10 protein-coding genes and 1 pseudogene are annotated in these 17,320 nt (G+C 66.9%); 7 read left to right on the forward strand and 4 right to left on the reverse strand.

What is annotated here, in order from left to right:
• Positions 1-4: 4 nt before the first annotated feature.
• Both secD and yajC read right to left on the reverse strand, forming a co-directional pair.
• Positions 5-1,888: a protein translocase subunit SecD gene (gene secD, locus ACZYSP_RS32995; protein WP_093055363.1), complete on the reverse strand. Its 1,884-nt coding sequence runs from the start codon at positions 1,886-1,888 to the stop codon at positions 5-7.
• 89 nt (positions 1,889-1,977) lie between these two features.
• Positions 1,978-2,310, reverse strand: coding sequence for a preprotein translocase subunit YajC (gene yajC / locus ACZYSP_RS33000; protein ID WP_013544185.1), 333 nt, complete (start codon positions 2,308-2,310; stop codon positions 1,978-1,980).
• Positions 2,311-2,675: 365 nt separating this feature from the next.
• On the opposite strand from yajC, the pseudogene ACZYSP_RS33005 reads away from it, so the two are divergent.
• A pseudogene (locus ACZYSP_RS33005) lies at positions 2,676-3,760 on the forward strand (PDDEXK nuclease domain-containing protein).
• Positions 3,761-3,782: 22 nt separating this feature from the next.
• Here the strand turns inward: ACZYSP_RS33005 and ACZYSP_RS33010 are convergent.
• Positions 3,783-7,394 (reverse strand): indolepyruvate ferredoxin oxidoreductase family protein, encoded by a 3,612-nt coding sequence (locus ACZYSP_RS33010; RefSeq protein ID WP_489018781.1) that lies wholly within the window; start codon positions 7,392-7,394, stop codon positions 3,783-3,785.
• 178 nt (positions 7,395-7,572) lie between these two features.
• On the opposite strand from ACZYSP_RS33010, the gene ACZYSP_RS33015 reads away from it, so the two are divergent.
• A complete protein-coding gene (locus ACZYSP_RS33015) occupies positions 7,573-8,070 on the forward strand; it encodes an Lrp/AsnC family transcriptional regulator (RefSeq protein WP_093055358.1) in 498 nt (165 codons plus the stop codon).
• Positions 8,071-8,080: 10 nt separating this feature from the next.
• Here ACZYSP_RS33015 and ACZYSP_RS33020 read toward each other — a convergent pair whose 3' ends face one another.
• Positions 8,081-9,757 carry a M28 family metallopeptidase gene (locus ACZYSP_RS33020; protein WP_489018783.1) on the reverse strand — a complete coding sequence of 559 codons (1,677 nt, stop codon included), beginning with the start codon at positions 9,755-9,757 and terminating at the stop codon, positions 8,081-8,083.
• A 190-nt stretch (positions 9,758-9,947) separates the two neighbouring features.
• On the opposite strand from ACZYSP_RS33020, the gene ACZYSP_RS33025 reads away from it, so the two are divergent.
• The 5 genes from ACZYSP_RS33025 to ACZYSP_RS33045 all read left to right on the forward strand — a co-directional run bounded on the left by ACZYSP_RS33025 (position 9,948) and on the right by ACZYSP_RS33045 (position 17,318).
• Positions 9,948-10,706 (forward strand): basic amino acid ABC transporter substrate-binding protein, encoded by a 759-nt coding sequence (locus ACZYSP_RS33025; RefSeq protein WP_093055354.1) that lies wholly within the window; start codon positions 9,948-9,950, stop codon positions 10,704-10,706.
• A gap of 80 nt (positions 10,707-10,786) precedes the next feature.
• Complete coding sequence (locus ACZYSP_RS33030) at positions 10,787-11,557, forward strand: amino acid ABC transporter permease (RefSeq protein ID WP_093076217.1); 771 nt, start codon at positions 10,787-10,789, stop codon at positions 11,555-11,557.
• Positions 11,558-11,586: 29 nt separating this feature from the next.
• Positions 11,587-13,212 carry an MFS transporter gene (locus ACZYSP_RS33035; RefSeq protein WP_093055350.1) on the forward strand — a complete coding sequence of 542 codons (1,626 nt, stop codon included), beginning with the start codon at positions 11,587-11,589 and terminating at the stop codon, positions 13,210-13,212.
• A 477-nt stretch (positions 13,213-13,689) separates the two neighbouring features.
• Complete coding sequence (locus ACZYSP_RS33040) at positions 13,690-16,320, forward strand: autotransporter family protein (protein WP_489018786.1); 2,631 nt, start codon at positions 13,690-13,692, stop codon at positions 16,318-16,320.
• 176 nt (positions 16,321-16,496) lie between these two features.
• Positions 16,497-17,318: a creatininase family protein gene (locus ACZYSP_RS33045; RefSeq protein WP_093076220.1), complete on the forward strand. Its 822-nt coding sequence runs from the start codon at positions 16,497-16,499 to the stop codon at positions 17,316-17,318.
• The last annotated feature ends 2 nt before the right edge of the window (positions 17,319-17,320 follow it).

The following is a 17,320-nucleotide window of genomic DNA, read 5'->3' on the forward strand; positions in this document are numbered from 1 at the left end:
CCTCTTACTTCGTTTCGGCCACGGCAGCGCCGTCGGTCTTGGGGCGCCAGACCGTGCCGATGGACACCGTCTTGAGCTTCTTCTTCTGGCCGTACCAGAAGTTCACGAGGCCGCGCGAGAAGAACACCGCCGAGAACATCGAGGTGACGATGCCGATGCAGTGCACCACCGCGAAGCCGCGCACCGGGCCCGAGCCGAAGGCCAGCAGCGCGATGCCCGCGATCAGCGTGGTCACGTTGGAGTCGAGGATGGTGCCCCAGGCACGCTCGTAGCCCGCATGAATGGCCGCCTGCGGCGACGCCCCGTTGCGAAGTTCTTCGCGCACGCGCTCGTTGATCAGCACGTTGGAGTCGATGGCCACGCCGATGGCAAGCGCCATGGCCGCGATGCCCGGCAGCGTGAGCGTGGCCTGCAGGATCGAGAGAATGGCCACCAGCAGCATCAGGTTGACGGCCAGCGCGATCGACGAGAACAGGCCGAACAGCGCGTAGTAGATGCACATGAACACCATGATCGCGGCGAAGCCGTACATCACGCTGTCGAAGCCCTTCTTGATGTTCTCCGCGCCCTGCGTCGGGCCGATGGTGCGTTCCTGGATGATTTCCATCGGCGCGGCCAGCGAGCCGGCGCGCAGCAGCAGCGCGAGGTCGTTGGCTTCGGCCACGGTCATCGAACCCGACACCTGGAAGCGGTTGCCCAGCTCGCCGTTGATCGACGGGGCCGTGAGCACTTCGCCCTTGCCCTTCTCGAAGATCAGCATGGCCATGCGCTTCTTGTAGTTCTCGCGGCTGACGTCACGCATGATGGTGCCGCCCTTGGAGTCCATGGTCAGGTCGACCTTGGGCTGGTTGCTCTGCTGGTCGAAGCCGGGCTGCGCGTCGGTGAGGTTCTCGCCGGTGACCAGCACCTGCTTCTTCACGATCACCGGACGGCCCGAGCGGTCGAGGAATTTCTCGGAACCGAAGGGCACCGGACCGCCGTTCAGTTCGGCCGAGCGGCCTTCGGCGCTTTCGTCCACCAGGCGCATTTCGAGCGTGGCGGTGCGGCCGATGATCCGCTTGGCCTGGGCCGGGTCCTGCATGCCGGGCAGCTGCACGACGATGCGGTCGATGCCCTGCTGCTGGATCACCGGCTCGGCCACGCCGAGTTCGTTGATCCGGTTGTGCAGCGTCGTCACGTTCTGCTTGAGTGCCGCGTCCTGGATGCGGCGCGCGGCTTCGGGCTTGATGCTGGCCACGATGCGCCATTCGGAGCCCTGCTGGCTCTCGACCGTGGTGAGGTCGGGCATCTGGTCCTGGATCAGGCGCCGGGCGGTTTCCACGCTGTCGGCGTCGCGCAGCGTGATCTCGACGGTCTGGCCGTTGCGGTTCACGGCGCTGCCGCGAACCTTCTTTTCGCGCAGGCCCATGCGGATGTCGCCGGCGAAGGACTCGGCCTTCTTGTCGAGCACGCCGCGCATGTCGACCTGCAGCAGGAAGTCGACGCCGCCGCGCAGGTCGAGGCCCAGGTACATCGGGAAGGCGTGCAGCGCGGTCAGCCACGAGGGCGAGCGCGACACCAGGTTCAGCGCCACCACGTAGGAGGGGTCGTCCGCATCGGGCACCAGCGCCTGCTGCAGCGTGTCGCGTGCCTTGATCTGGTCGTCGGTGGTGGCAAAGCGCGCACGCACCGCGGTGGGTTCGAGGCTCAGCAGATCGGGCGTGAGGCCGGCCGTCTTGAGCAGGCCTTCGACCCTGGCCTGGGTAGCCGCGTCGATCTTGACGGTGGACTTGGCCGCCGACACCTGCACTGCAGGCGCCTCACCGAAGAAATTGGGCAGGGCGTAGACGAGTCCCACGAGCAACACGATCACGATGATCGCGTACTTCCAGACCGGGTAACGGTTCATGAGAGGGCGCTTTTTACAAGCTTTTCAGAAATGGAACACGGCGTGAAATGGGGCCCTGCGCCGCAAAGCGCAAGGCTCGGCTCACGCTTTTATTTGACGGCGCCCTTGGGCAGGACCTGCACGACGGCGCTGCGCTGGATCTTGATCTCGATGCCGTTGGCGATCTCGAGGCCGAGGTACTGGTCGCCCAGCGAGGTGATCTTGCCGAGCACGCCGCCGGCGGTGGCGACTTCGTCGCCCTTGGCCAGGGCTTCGATCATGGCGCGGGCTTCCTTCTGGCGCTTCATCTGGGGCCGGATCATGACGAAATACAGCACCACGAACATCAGCACCAGGGGCAGCATGCTGCCGAGGGAAGACAACATGTCACCGCCGCCGGCTGCAGCGGGCGCGGTCTGGGCGAAAGCAGAGGAAATGAACAAGAGAGTCTCCAGCAGAGGGAAGAGAAAACGAGAGGAGCGCGGACCGGGGTCCGTCATTCCGCCTCTTTCGCGGCTTCGCGGCCACAAGGGAAACGGGCCGCAAATCAAAGCTTGGCGGGGCTTGGCCGCGCACAGCACCGGGCATTGTATTCGGGGCGCGGCGCCTCTCAGGGCGCTATCCCGGCGCGACGCGCGGGGCTTTCAGGAAGCTTCCAAGCCCCGCATTTGCTGCATTTTTGATAGCAATTCCTGCAAATATCACCGGCTTTCAGCTCTTTTCCGGACTACACCGTATTGCACGTGGAGGCCGAGGTGACAGCCGCCGGACAATTCCACCCGCATGACGCGCAAAGCAAGGAGCCTCCATGAGCAAGCGCAATAGCTTGACGACAGCCAACGCCACACCGGCGCTTCACGAGGGGCCGGATCCCCTCCTGGCAGACCTGCGGCAACTGATCGAGCAAGCCCGGCAAACGGCCGTCGCCGCCGTGAACGCGGGGCTGACGCTCATGTACTGGCGCATTGGCCAGCGCATCCGCACCGAAGTGCTTGGGGGCCAGCGCGCCGGCTACGGGGAAGAAATTGTCGCAACGCTGTCGCGACAATTGGCGAGCGACTACGGACGCGGTTTCGAGGAGAAGAACCTCCGGCGCATGGTGCAGTTCGCCGAGGTGTTCCCGTCCGAGCAAATTGTCGTGCCACTGATACGACATTTGAGCTGGACGCACTTTCTCGCGTTGCTGCCGGTCAAGGACCCGCTCGCCCGCGACTTCTATGCACAGATGTGCCAACTGGAAGGCTGGAGCGTCCGTACGCTGCGGGAGCGCATTGGCTCGCTGCTCTACGAACGCACCGCGGTCTCGCGCCAGCCCGACGTGTTGATCCGCCAGGAACTCGACGAACTGCAGCGCCAGAACCCCACCGAGCCGGCGCTGCTGTTGAAAGACCCCTATGTGCTCGACTTCCTTGGCTTGCAGGACCGCCATCTGGAGAAGGATCTCGAGGACGCCATCCTGCGCGAGCTGGAGAGCTTTCTGCTCGAGCTCGGGGCGGGCTTCAGCTTTGTCGCTCGGCAACGGCGCATCCAGCTCGACAACGACGATTTCTACACCGACCTGCTCTTCTACAACCGCAAGCTGCGCCGCCTGGTGGCGATCGAGCTGAAGCTGGGCGAATTCCGCGCCGAGTACAAGGGCCAGATGGAGCTGTACCTGCGCTGGCTGGCCCGCCACGACCAGGAGCCGGGCGATGCGCCCCGCTGGGCATCATTCTTTGCACCGGCAAGAAGCAGGAGCAGATCGAACTGCTCGAGCTGAACAAGTCAGGCATTCACGTGGCGGAATACCTCACCGTCCTGCCGCCTCGCGAAGTATTCGAACAGAAGATTCACGGCGCCCTGCTGGCTGCACGCGCCCGGCTCGACGGCCGGCTCGCGGACAAGACCGACTGAGCCGACCTCCAGCAATCCTGGATCAGGCCGCCACGCGCTGCGCCTGCGGATTGCGCCACTTGGCCATCAGCTCGCTCCAGCGGGTGCGGGTCGCTGCCAGGTTGCGATCCTTCACGTGGCCGTAGCCGCGGATCTGCTCGGGCAGGCTGGCGATCTCCAGCGCCAGCGCGTGGTTGTCGGCGCGCAGGGCGCCGATCACTTCCTCGATGCTGGCGCGGTATTCGCCGATCAGCGCGCGCTCGGTCTTGCGCTCTTCGGTGCGGCCGAAGATGTCGAGCGCCGTGCCGCGCAGGCCCTTGAGCTTCGCGAGAAACCTGAAGCCGGTCAGCATCCAGGGGCCGAACTTCTGCTTCTGCAGCTGCCCCTTGGAGTTCTTCTTCGCGATGATCGGCGGAGCCAGGTGGTAGTTGAGCTTGTAGTCACCTTCGAACATGCCCTCGACGCGGTCGAGGAAAGTGCGGTCGGTGTGCAGGCGGGCGACTTCGTACTCGTCCTTGTATGCCATCAGCTTGAACAGGTAGCGCGCGACCGCCTCGGTCAGCGCCGTGCTCTTGCCGGTGGCCGACTCGGCCTGCTGCACCTTGCCCACGAACTGCCTGTATTCGTCGGCATAGGCCGCGTTCTGGTAACCGGTCAAGAACTCCACGCGGCGCGCCACGATGGCCTCGACCGACTCGCGCTTCTTGAACTCGATGACCTGGCCAGGGCGCACGCGCTTTTGCAGTTCTTCGGGGCGCACCGCTGCCTGGCGGCCCCATTCGAACGCCGTCTTGTTGTTCTCGACCGCCACGGCGTTCAGCTCGATGGCGCGCATCAGCGACTCGTGCTCCAGCGGGATCCAGCCCTTCTGCCAGGCGTAGCCCAGGATCATCGGGTTGACGTAGATGGTGTCGCCCATCAGCGTGGTCGCGGCGGCGTCGGCGTCGAAGGTGCCCATGCCGTCGATGCCCACGGCGCGCGCGATCTCGGCTGCGCAGGCGTCTTCGGGGTTCTGCCAGTTGGCGTTGCGCACGAAGGCGGCCGTCGGTGCGCTGTGGCTGTTGAGCGCCACGTGCGTGCGCCCTTCGCGCATGCGCGCCATGGTTTCGGCATTCACCGTGACCAGCGGATCGCAGGCCAGGATCAGGTCGGCCGCCGCGGTGCCCACTCGCGTGGTGCGGATGTCGTCCTGCGTGTCGCCGATGAGCACGTGGCTCCAGGTGGCGCCGCCCTTTTGCGCAAGGCCGGCCGCGTCCTGCGTGACGATGCCCTTGGCCTCGATGTGCGCGGCCATGCCCAGCAGCTGGCCGATGGTGATCACGCCGGTGCCACCAACGCCCGCCACCACCACGCCCCAGACCTTGCCGCCCACCAGCGACGGAATCGCGGGCTCGGGCAGCAGGCCGAACTCGGCCGGCGTGGCCGCCTTGTTCTTGCCCTTCTTCTTGAGCTGGCCGCCTTCAACCGTCACGAAGCTCGGGCAGAAGCCCTTCAGGCAGCTCATGTCCTTGTTGCAGCTGCTCTGGTTGATGGTGCGCTTGCGGCCGAATTCGGTCTCCAGCGGCTCCACGCTCAGGCAGTTGCTCTGCACGCTGCAGTCGCCGCAGCCTTCGCAGACCAGCTCGTTGATGACCACGCGCTTGGCCGGATCGACGGCTGTGCCCCGCTTGCGGCGGCGGCGCTTCTCGGTGGCGCAGGTCTGGTCGTAGATGATGGCCGTGGTGCCGGGGATCTTGCGGAACTCGCGCTGCACGTCGTCGAGCAGGTCGCGGTGCTTGACCTGCACGTGGTCGCCGGGGATGTTCACGCCCTCGTACTTCTCGGGCTCGTCGGTGACGATGACGACCTTCTTGGCGCCCTCGGCATGCAGGCTCTCGGCAATCTGCAGCACCGAGTGGCCTTCGGGCCGTTCGCCGACCTGCTGGCCGCCCGTCATGGCGACCGCATCGTTGTAGAGGATCTTGTAGGTGATGTTCACGCCCGCCGCGATGCTCTGGCGAATGGCGAGCAGGCCGCTGTGGAAGTACGTGCCGTCGCCCAGGTTCGCGAAGATGTGCTGGTCAGTCGTGAAGGGCTGCTGGCCCACCCATGGCACGCCCTCGCCGCCCATCTGCGTGAAGCCGATGGTGGAGCGGTCCATCCAGGTCGCCATGAAGTGGCAGCCGATGCCGCCCATTGCGCGCGAGCCTTCGGGCACCACGGTGCTGGTGTTGTGCGGGCAGCCCGAGCAGAACCAGGGCTGGCGCGTGGCGTCGACCACGCTGGTGGAAGCCTGCTGCACCACCATCGAACGCTCCTTGGCTTCGAGGATGGCGAGCTGCGCGTCGATGCGCGCGGCCATGTCGGCACCGGCGGCGGCCAGCAGGCCGGTCTTCCTGAGGCGCGTGGCGATGGCCTTGGCGATGAGCGCGGGGTTCAGGTCGGCGTTGGCGCGCAGCAGCGTGTGGGAGGTCGGGTTGGGCATCGACCATTCGCCACCCGAGTAGCCCTCGGCCGCATGTACCTCGCCCTCGTCGAACTTGCCGACCACGTTGGGCCGCACGTCGGGGCGCCAGTTGTAGAGCTCTTCCTTGAGCTGGTATTCGATGACCTGGCGCTTCTCCTCGACCACCAGAATCTCTTGCAGGCCGGTGGCGAATTCGCGCGTGAGCTGCGCTTCCAGCGGCCACACCACGCCCACCTTGTGCAGGCGAATGCCGAGCTGGCGGCAGGCCGCGTCGTCCAGGCCCAGGTCGATCAGCGCCTGGCGGGTGTCGTTGTAGGCCTTGCCGCTGGCCATGATGCCGAAGCGGTCGTTCGGGCCCTGAATGACGTTGTGGTTCAGCCGGTTGGCGCGGATGTAGGCCAGCGCGGCGTACCACTTGTAGTGCATGAGCCGGGCTTCCTGCTCCAGCGCATGGTCGGGCCAGCGGATGTGCAGGCCGCCGGGCGGCATTTCGAAGTCGGTGGGAATGACGATCTCGACGCGCTCGGGGTCGATCATGGCCGTGGCGCTGGACTCGACGATTTCCTGGATCGTCTTCATGCCCGACCACACGCCCGAGAAGCGGCTCAGCGCGAAGGCGTGGATGCCCAGGTCGAGAATTTCCTGCACGTTCGCCGGGAAGAACACCGGCGTGCCGCAGGCCTTGAAGATGTGGTCGCTCTGATGCGCGGCCGTGCTGCTCTTGGAGATGTGGTCGTCGCCCGCCACAGCGATCACGCCGCCGAACTCGGTGGTGCCGGCCATGTTGGCGTGCTTGAACACGTCGGAGCAGCGGTCCACGCCCGGGCCCTTGCCGTACCAGATGCCGAAGACGCCGTCGAACTTGTTGGTGCCCTGAGGGGAGAAGCCCAGCTGCTGCGTGCCCCACAGCGCGGTGGCGGCCAGCTCTTCGTTCACGCCGGGCTGGAAGACGATGCTCTGTTCCTTGAGGAACTTGCTGGCCTTCCACAGCGCCTGGTCGTAGCCGCCGAGCGGGGAGCCGCGGTAGCCGCTGATGAAGCCGGCGGTGTTCTTGCCGGCCTGCTGGTCGCGCAGGCGCTGCAGCATGGGCAGCTTGACGAGGGCCTGGACGCCGCTCATGAAGGCACGGCCGTAGTCCAGAGAGTATTTGTCGTCGAGCGTGACGGTCTCCAGGGCCTTGCGAATGTGCGCAGGTAGCGGTGCATTCATGTTCTTTGTCTCCGTATGGCAGGGCCTTGTGAGCCTGGCTGATTACTGTGGGTCTGTGCCCGGATAGGGCACGAGCCCATGATCGTGCAAAGTGTATGCCGGGGTCCGCGACAGGTGTTTGCGTTCTTTGCCCTGAAAAACCCGCTTCCAGAAAGAATCTTGCTTAAGATTGCCATCCATGGAAAGCATTGACAAGTTCGACCTCGCAATCTTGCAAGAACTGCAGGCCGACGGCCGCCTCACGAACGCCGAGCTTGCGCAGCGCGTGGGCCTCTCGGCTGCGCCCTGCTGGCGCCGGGTGCGCGCGCTGGAAGAGGCCGGCTTCATCAAGGGCTACCACGCCGAAATCGACCGCCACAAGATCGGCCTGGGCGTGCTCGCCTTCGTGCGCGTGGACACCGAGCGCGTCACGCACGAGGCCACCCGCAGGCTCGAAGACGCGATCCGCAAGCTGCCCGACGTGATCGCCTGCCACTACATCAGCGGCACCGGCACCTTCGAGCTGCAGGTGGTGGCGCAGGACCTCGACAGCTTCTCGACCTTCGCGCGCCAGCACCTCATGAACCTGCCGAACGTGAAAGACCTGCACACCAGCTTCTCGCTGGGCGAGGTAAAGGCCAGCAGCGCACTGCCGCTGGGCCATCTCGGCGGTTCCGCTCGGACGCGCGCGTCTTAGGCGTCTTGGATCAGCGCCGCTCCCCTCGGCTGGCCTCACGGATCGCGCGGAATTCCGACCCCTGCCCCCACTCCGGCCAGCGGCGGCTGTTGGCCAGCGTCTCGCCCACGCGATAGAGCAGCGGCAGGTCGTGCGCCATGCCGGTGAAGGACCAGTCGGCGCGCCATTCGTCGGCCGGCTGGTGGTAGCGCTCGGCGGTGTAGGCCTTGCTGGCCGCTTCGCCGGCCGCGAGGCCGCCTTCCACCAAGTCGTTGCCGGAGGCGAAGGACAACGCCGGCACACCACGCTTGGCAAACGAGAAATGGTCGGAGCGGAAGAAATAGCCGGCTTCGGGGTGCGGGTCCGGCGCATAGGCCAGGCCGAAGCCCTTAGCCTGCTCGACCAGCAGATCCTGCAATTGCGAGGCCGCGCTGCCCGAGGTGCTGAAATTGCGCGCCGGGCCTTCCGGGCCGAGCGCATCCATGTTGATGACAGCCACGGTCCGCGCCAGCGGATACAGCGGTTTGGCGCCGTAGTACTCGGAGCCGAGCAGGCCGCGCTCCTCGGCCGTCACGGCCAGGAAGACGACGGAGCGCTCGGGCTTCCTGGGCGCGCTCGCGAAGGCGCGGCCCATCTCGATCAGCGCGGCCAGCCCCGTGCCGTTGTCGACCGCGCCGTTGTAGATCTTGTCGCCCCTGGCATCGGGCGCGCCCACGCCCAGGTGGTCCCAGTGAGCGCTATAGATCACCGTCTCGCCGGGCCGCTTGCGGCCCTCGATGCGGCCCACCACGTTCTTCGAGACGATCACCTGCCGATCGATCGCGTACTCGGCCGACAGGCTCGCATCCTTCAGTAGCTGCGGCTGGAAGTCGCGCGTTTGCGCCAACTTCTTCTGCGCCTCGAAGTCCAGGCCAGCGCGGCGCAACAGATCGACCGCCACCTCGCGCTGGATCCAGCCCTCCAGCTTCGGATGCACGGCGGCCGGCTTTTCGCGCTCGATGTCGAGCATGGTCGCGGTATTGGAGTTCTTGACCGTGGCCCAGCCATAGGCGGCAGGCGCGGTCTCGTGCACGATCAGCACGCCCAGCGCACCGCGGCGCGCGGCCTCTTCGAACTTGTAGGTCCAGCGGCCGTAGTAGGTCATTGCCTTGCCGCCGAAGTCTCCGCTGCCGGTTTCGAAGTCGGGGTCGTTCACCAGCACGACGGCGATCTTGCCCTTCAGGTCGACGCCCTTGTAGTCGTCCCAGCGCCGCTCGGGCGCGCTGACGCCATAGCCCACGAAGACCAGCGGCGCCTGCTGGATCGCAACCGTGGTCGAGCCGTCGAGCGCGGCGCGCACCGCGATCTGCTCGCCCTGCACGAGCGCGTCGCTATGAGCCCCCACCTGGAGCATGAGCCGCGGCGTGCCGTGGAACTCGGTCTTCACCAGCGGCACCGATTGCGTCCAGCCACGCCGCCCATTTTCGAGATCGCCGCCGGGCGCGAGGCCCGCGGCCTTGAACTGGGCCACGAGATAGTCGACCGTCTTGGCCTCCGCTGGCGTAGCCGGCGCGCGGCCCTCGAAGTCGTCGCCGGAAACCGTCTTCACGATCTGCGACAGGCGCTGCGGATCGAAGCGCGGCGCCGGAGGATCAGCCGCCAGCGCGCTCGCAGCGCTGCATGTGAGGCCGATGCCACAGAGAAGAAAAGCAAGCCGCGAGGTCGTCATGCAAGGCTCCTGAGCCGGAAAGCTCCGGATACTAGTCAGCAGGCCGCGATCGCTCCTCGATGCCCTTCATCTCTCCCGGAGAACCTTAGTTAGCCCCGCACTCCAGGGAGCGCCCCGGGGGGCCGATAGCGACAGCCTAAAATCCCCGCCCACCACCTCCCGCCGGACGGCGAAAAAGCAAGGACCCCGAATGAATCCACTCCGCCGCGCCCTGGCCCTGGGCCTCGCTGCCGCCACGCTCGCCCTTGGCGCCCAGGCCCAGAACCGCGAACTGACGGTGGCTTCCAGCGCCACCTACGCGCCCTTCGCCTTCGAGAACAAGGACAAGCAGATCGTCGGCTTCGACATCGACATCATCAACGCCATCGCCAAGCAGCAGGGCCTGAAGATCAAGATCGTCAACACACCCTTCACCGGCATCTTCGGCGCGCTGAACAACGGCGACGTCGACCTCGTGATCTCGGGCGTAACCATCAACGAGAAGCGCAAGCAGAGCTACGACTTCACGCCTCCCTACTTCGCGGCCCGCCAGCTGATCGCGCTGCCGAAGAACAGCAAGGTCGCCTCGCTGAAGGACCTGGCCGGCAAGAAGATCGCCGTGGTCAGCGCCTCCACCGCCGACGACATCGCCTCGCGCGAATTCGGCAAGACCAACCCCGACATCCGCCGCTTCGAGAGCACGCCGCTCATCATTTCCGAGCTGGCCGGCGGCGGCGTCGATGCAGCCATGGGTGACAACGGCGTGATCGCCTACCGCGTGGCGCAGAACCCCGAGCTGAAGACGCTGGACGACAAGTCCTTCCCCGAAGAAGGCTTCGGCATCGTCGTGAAGAAGGGCGACAAGCCCCTGCTCGACAAGCTCACGGCCGGCCTCGCGGCCATTCGCGCCGACGGCAGCTACGTGACGATCTACAAGAAGTGGTTCAACAAGGACCCGAACGTGCGCTGAGCCGCACGGCATTTCCCTGAACACGGCCGCCCTCACGCGGCCGTTTCGTTTTTCGTTGACTGAGAGTTGAGGACGCAAGCATGGAACAACCAGTGCTGCTTTTCGGATGGTTCCGCTGGGACATCCTCGTGGAATACAAAGACCTGTTCTGGCAGGGCGCCTGGATGACGCTGCGCATGACGGTGGTCTGCGTGCTGCTGGGTTCCAGCTGGGGGCTGTGCCTTGCGCTCGCACGCCTGGCGCACCCGCGCCATGCGCCGTGGACCTGGGTGGCGCGTTTCTTCCTGCGCTGGCCGGCCACGGTGTACGTGAGCTTCTTCCGCGGCACACCGCTGTTCGTGCAGATCCTGCTGATCCACTTCGCGGTGATGCCGGTGTTCATCCACCCGACCTCGGGCATCCTGATCGACGGCGAACTCGCGCGCACGCTCAAGCAGGAGCATGGCGCGCTCATCTCGGGCGTGGTGGCGCTCACGCTCAACTCGGCCGCCTACATCTCCGAAGTGTTCCGCGCGGGCATCCAATCGATCTCTCGCGGACAGTTCGATGCCGGCCGCTCGATCGGTTTTTCGCCCGCGCAGGTGATGCGCTACGTGGTGCTGCCGCAGGCCTTCCGCCGCATGCTGCCGCCGCTGGGCAACAACGCCATCGCACTGCTGAAGGACACCTCGCTGGTCTCCGCCATCGGCCTGGCCGAGCTGGCCTATGCCGCGCGCACCGTGGCCGGCGCCTATGCGCGCTACTGGGAGCCGTACCTAGCGATCTCGGTCATCTACTGGGTGATGACGCTGGTGCTCACGACGATGCTGCGCCGCCTCGAACACCGCCTCGCACGCAGCGACCGGGGTTGAGAGAAGAGGCCGCGCCACAATAGCGGCACATGCCACCCATATCCCCCGAAGAGACACCGATCCCGCCCGCGCGGCCGCAGCCAACGAAGCTCGCGGCCCTCGAGCCCCTCAAGCTCCCCGTGTTCCGCATGCTGTGGAGCACATGGCTCGTCGCCAACATCTGCATGTGGATGAACGACGTGGCCGCCGCGTGGATGATGACCTCGCTGACCACCTCGCCCATCTGGGTGGCGCTGGTGCAGTCGGCCTCCACGCTGCCGGTTTTCCTGCTGGGCCTGCCCAGCGGCGCGCTGGCCGACATCCTCGACCGCCGGCGCTGGCTGGTTGCCACGCAGTTCTGGCTGGCCGGCACCGCCATCGTGCTGTGCGCCGCGCTGGCGCTCGACCTCATGACCGCGCCGCTGCTGCTGGCGCTCACGTTTGCCAACGGCATCGGCCTGGCGCTGCGCTGGCCGGTGTTCGCGGCCATCGTGCCCGAGCTGGTGCCGCGGCCGCAGCTGCCGGCCGCACTCGGCCTGAACGGCATCGCGATGAACGCCTCGCGCATCGTCGGCCCGCTCACGGCCGGCATGCTGATCGCGAGCGCGGGCAGCATCTGGGTCTTTGCGCTGAACGCGGTGCTGTCGGTGGCCTCGGGCTTCGTGGTGCTGCGCTGGCGGCGCGAGCACACGCCCAACCCGCTGGGCCGCGAGAAGCTCATCAGCGCGATGCGCGTGGGCGTGCAGTTCGTGCGGCAGTCGCAGCGCATGCGCGCGGTGCTCACGCGCATCTCTATCTTCTTCTTCCACTCGACCGCACTGCTGGCACTGCTGCCGCTGCTGGCGCGCAACCTCCAGGGCGGCGGCGCGGGCACCTTCACGCTGCTGCTGGCGGCCATGGGCGCGGGCGCGATCATCGCGGTGCTGTTCCTGCCACGGCTGCGCCAGGCGCTGGGGCGCGACCAGCTGGTGCTGCGCGGCACGCTGCTGCAGTCGGGCGCCACAGCCGTGATGGCCTTCGCGCCCAACGCATGGGTCGCGGTGCCGGCGATGTTCTTCGGCGGCATGGCGTGGATCACGGTGGCCAATTCGCTGTCGGTGTCGGCCCAGCTCGCACTGCCCGACTGGGTGCGCGCGCGCGGCATGTCGATGTACCAGATGGCGATCATGGGCGCGAGCGCGATCGGCGCGGCGATCTGGGGGCAGGTGGCCACGGTCACCTCGCTGGTCGCCAGCCTTTCCGTCGCCGCCATCAGCGGCACGCTGCTGATGCTCATGGCCCTGCGCTGGGTCACCGACGTGAGCGGCGAGGACGACACCAGCCCCGCGCAGGCCGGCTGGGCCGCCGGCCCGCCGACCGAGGCGCCGCAGGAAGACGGCCGCGTGGTCATCACCGTCGAATTCATGATCGACCCGGCCCGCGCCGCCGCCTTCCACCTCGTGATGCAGCAGACCCGCCGCGCGCGCCTGAGCCAGGGCGCCATCGGCTGGGAGCTGCTGCACGACATCGCGCAGCCGGAGCGCTACGTGGAGCAGATCGTCGACGAATCGTGGACCGACCACCTGCGCCGCTTCAATCGCGCGACGGCCAGCGACATGGCATTGCGCGAACGGCGGCTGGCCTTTCACCTCGGCGAATCGCCGCCCGTGGTCACGCGCTATGTGGTGCGGCGATGAGCATGAAAACCTCGCAGATCGCAACGCTCTTCGGCTGCCTCTTCCTCATCGGTTCGGCGGAGGTGCTCGCCGGCCCGATGATGGGCGCCATGCCAGGCTGAGCGCCCTGTCCGAGCGCTGCCGGGGCACCATCAACTCGTACCACGCGAGCCTGCTCAACCTGGGCATCTTCTCGGTCTCGTTCGCGCTGGGCACCGTCGTTCCGCGCTTTTCGGTGACCCTGTTTTGCGGCTTGGTGGGCGTTGTCACGCTGCTCGGCGCATGCCTGCTCATTCCGTGGCCGCGCCGCAAGACGCAGGCCGTGGCGGCCTGAAAGACACCGGCGCCCGCGCCGTCTCACTACAGCAACATGCAAACATTCGCTCGATTGTTTCTTGATTGTTAATCGTGCCAAATGTCTTGGCAAATGGCCAAACGACCGCCCAGCCTCAGGGTCGTGCACGAGAGACAACCAAGAACAAAGACAAAGGAGCAAGCATGAGCATCGCGCGATCGCATCGGATTCCGCGTCACCTTCCTTCCCCTTCCCCTCTAGTTCGCTGCCTTGCGGCAACGCTCGCCACGCTGGCCGCCGATGGCGCCTATGCCGCCTGCGCGCCGACCGCCACGCCGGGCTCGAACACCTCCGTGGTCTGCGACGGCGCAACGACCGGCTCGGCCAGCGTGATCGCCACGCCGGGCAGCACCGGCGTCGGCATCACCGTGAACAACGGCGCCACGCTCAGCACCAATGCCACGCAGGTCCTGCTGGTGCGCGATGCCAGCACCATCACGAACAACGGCACCATCACCGTCTCGGGCGGCTCGGGTTCTGCCCGCGCGGCGATGGTCGCCACGGGCAATGACAACACCCTGACCAACAACGGCGCCATCCGCACGACGAGCAGCAGCACCTCCGGCATCCTGGTGACGTCGAACAGCAGCACGCGCACGGTCATCACCAACAACGGCAGCATCAGCACCACGGGCGGCAGCTCGCACGGCGTCTCCATGCTGGGCCCGGGCAACACGGTGATCAACAACGGCACCATCAATACCAGCGGCACCTCGGCCAAGGGCGTCTACCTGCAGGGCGGCAACCTCGTCGCCAACCTGCTGGTGAACACTGGCACCATCACCACCACCGGTGCCAACTCGCCCGCGGGCGGCGCCGACGCGGTGCATGCGAACACTCTGGGCTCCAGCTTCTTCTCGCGCGTGGAAAACCGGGCCGGTGGCACGCTGTCGAGCGCCAACGGCTACGGCTATCGCGGCCAGAACGGCAACGACGTGCTGGTCAACGCCGGCACCATCGAAGGACACGGCGGCGCCGCCAACACCGACGCGATCTACATGGGCGCGCTGGGCAACGGCACGCTGATATTGCAGACCGGCTCGGTCATCCGGGGCGGCGCCGACGGCGGCGTCGGAAAGACTGCCAGCACCTTCCTCGAAGGCACCGGCACGGTGGACAACGCGTTCCGCAATTTCCAGAACCTGACGATGCGCGGCACCGAATGGTCGTGGCTGACCGACGCGAATTTCTCCGACTCGATACGGGTGGAGTCCGGCCGCTTCAACCTCCCCGCGACGCTGACGAGCCCCGTCATCACGGTGCTCCCCGGCACAACGGTGGCCGGCACCGGCACCTTCGCGGGCAACGTGACCAACCAGGGCACGCTGCTGCCCGGCCCCAACGACGGCGTGAACTTCGGGGCCTTCACCGTGCGCGGCAACTACTTCGGCGGCAGCGGCGCGCTGATGCAGGTCAACACGGTGCTGACGGGCGACAACTCGCCCTCGGACAAGCTCGTGATCGACGGCGGCGCGGCATCGGGCAGCACCGGCATCCGCGTGGTCAACCGCGGCGGCCTGGGCGCGCCCACGCTGGCCGACGGCATCCTGGTGGTGCAGGCACTCAACGGCGCCACCACGGCCTCCACCGCGTTCTCGCTGACCCAGGCGGTCGAGGCCGGCGCCTACAACTACCGGCTGTTCCGAGGCGGCGCGGCCGGCAACAACCCCGACAACTGGTACCTGCGCAACAACGGCTACCTGGTCGGCGGCACCGTGGTGGGCTCGCTGACAGAAGCGCTCGCAGTCCTCAACGAAACACCGCCGGTGCCCGGCGCGCCGCCAGCCGCCATGTCGGTGGAACCGGTCAAGCTCTACCGGCCCGAGGTCCCGCTCTACAGCGCCCTGCCGATCGCGGTGCGCCGCCTCGGGCTCGCGCAGCTGGGCAGCTTCCACGACCGGCAGGGCGACCAGCAATTGCTGGCCGGCGACGGGGACAGCGAAGGCCGACAGGCCTCGTGGGGCCGCGTGTTCGGCGAGAGCACACGGCAGCGCCTGCGCGGCGATGCCAATCCGCAGTTCGACGGCAACGTCCACGGCCTGCAGCTCGGCCACGACTTCCTGGTGGGCACCGACGCCGCCGGCGGACGCAACCGCGTCGGGGTGCTGGGCGGCTACACGCGCGCCAGCGGCAGCGCGAGCGGCGTCGCCGACGGCGCCACCAACGAGGCGGCCGGCCGGCTGAGCGTGGAGGGCTACAGCCTCGGCGCGTACTGGACCCGTATTGCGAGCAGCGGCTGGTACAGCGACGCCGTGCTCATGGCCACCCGCTTCAAGACCGACGCGATTTCCACGCTCGGCCGCGGCGGCAGGCCGCACGGCAAGACGATCACCGCATCGCTGGAAGCGGGCTATCCGTTTGCCCTGAGCGACACCGTGACGCTGCAGCCACAGGCGCAGCTGATCTGGCAGCGCAGCTCGATCGACGATTTCGACGATGGCCTTTCCACCGTGCGCTTCCAGCGCGACAACGCCGTCACCGGCCGGCTGGGCGCGCGGCTCGAAGGCCGCTTCGACGCGGGCGGCGGCGTCTGGAAGCCGTACCTGAAGGTCAACCTGTGGCACACCTTCAGCGGCAGCAACGCGATCTACTTCGGGCCGACCGACCAGGTCGTCAACCGCCGCAATTCGAGCGCGCTCGAAGTCGGCGGCGGCGTTGTCGGCCAGGTGAACAAGACGCTGGCGGTCTACGGCGGCCTGGCGTACACCAGCGCCATCGGCATCACCGAGCAGACCGGCGTGCAGGGGCAAGTGGGGCTGCGCCTGCGCTGGTGAACCCCGGGCGGCGGGTGCTCGGGGTCAATTTTTGACCATTCGAGCAAATTTGATGGCATGCGGCTTGCATGGGATTGGTCATGAAGGATCAACGGGTATCCACGGATAGCCAATCTTTTTTGACCGTATGGATAATTTAGACCATCATCCCGTCCGTCGCCACGAGGTACACCACGATGAATCCGCCCCCACTGCGCAGCCGTTTCTGGTCTGACCTGACCAGCGAAGAGTTCTCCCGCCTCGACCGTGAACGGCTGATCGCCGTGCTGCCCGTGGGCGCGACCGAGCAGCACGGCCCCCATCTGCCGATGTCGACCGACACCGCCACCATCGACGGCATGGTGCGCGCCACGCTGCCGCACCTGCCCGACGACCTGCCGGTGCTGTTCCTGCCCACCGTGCCCTATGGCAAGAGCAACGAACATTCGCGCTACCCCGGCACGCTCACCGTGTCGGCGAACACGCTGATCTCGCTGTGGACCGACATCGGTGCCTGCGTTGCCAAGGCCGGCGTGCGCAAGCTGGTGCTCTACAACAGCCACGGCGGCCAGATGAGCGTGATGGATATCGTGGCGCGCGACCTGCGCGAAGCCCACGACATGATGGTCGTGGCCGCCAACTGGTACACGCTGGGCCTGCCCGAAGGCCTGTTCACCGCGCACGAAGGCAGGCACGGCATCCACGCCGGCGACCTTGAAAGCTCGGTCATGCTGCACCTCACGCCCGACTACGTGCGCAAGGACCAGTTCCAGAACTTCAGCTCCATGACGGAGCAACTGGCCGCCGAGAACAAGTTCCTGTCGATCACCCCCAGCGGCAAGCTCGGCTGGCAGATGCACGACATCAACCCCGCAGGCGCAGCCGGCGACGCCACGCGCGCCACCGCCGAAAAGGGCGCGGCGGTGCTCGACCACGTGGGCCGCCGCTTCGTCGAGCTGCTGCACGAGGTCGACCGCTTCCCCCTGTCGCGCCTCGCCAACCAACCCGCCTGGCGCTAGGC

The sequence above is a fragment of the Variovorax sp. F042 genome (genome assembly GCF_057814215.1).

Bases quoted from the DNA above. Each gene is read 5' to 3' on its own strand.
- ACZYSP_RS33045 (WP_093076220.1), top strand. From the start codon at position 16,497: ATGAATCCGCCCCCACTGCGCAGCCGTTTCTGGTCTGACCTGACCAGC.
- ACZYSP_RS33020 (WP_489018783.1), bottom strand. From the start codon at position 9,757: ATGACGACCTCGCGGCTTGCTTTTCTTCTCTGTGGCATCGGCCTCACA.
- secD (WP_093055363.1), bottom strand. From the start codon at position 1,888: ATGAACCGTTACCCGGTCTGGAAGTACGCGATCATCGTGATCGTGTTG.
- ACZYSP_RS33040 (WP_489018786.1), top strand. From the start codon at position 13,690: ATGAGCATCGCGCGATCGCATCGGATTCCGCGTCACCTTCCTTCCCCT.
- ACZYSP_RS33015 (WP_093055358.1), top strand. From the start codon at position 7,573: ATGGAAAGCATTGACAAGTTCGACCTCGCAATCTTGCAAGAACTGCAG.
- ACZYSP_RS33030 (WP_093076217.1), top strand. From the start codon at position 10,787: ATGGAACAACCAGTGCTGCTTTTCGGATGGTTCCGCTGGGACATCCTC.
- ACZYSP_RS33010 (WP_489018781.1), bottom strand. From the start codon at position 7,394: ATGAATGCACCGCTACCTGCGCACATTCGCAAGGCCCTGGAGACCGTC.
- ACZYSP_RS33035 (WP_093055350.1), top strand. From the start codon at position 11,587: ATGCCACCCATATCCCCCGAAGAGACACCGATCCCGCCCGCGCGGCCG.
- ACZYSP_RS33025 (WP_093055354.1), top strand. From the start codon at position 9,948: ATGAATCCACTCCGCCGCGCCCTGGCCCTGGGCCTCGCTGCCGCCACG.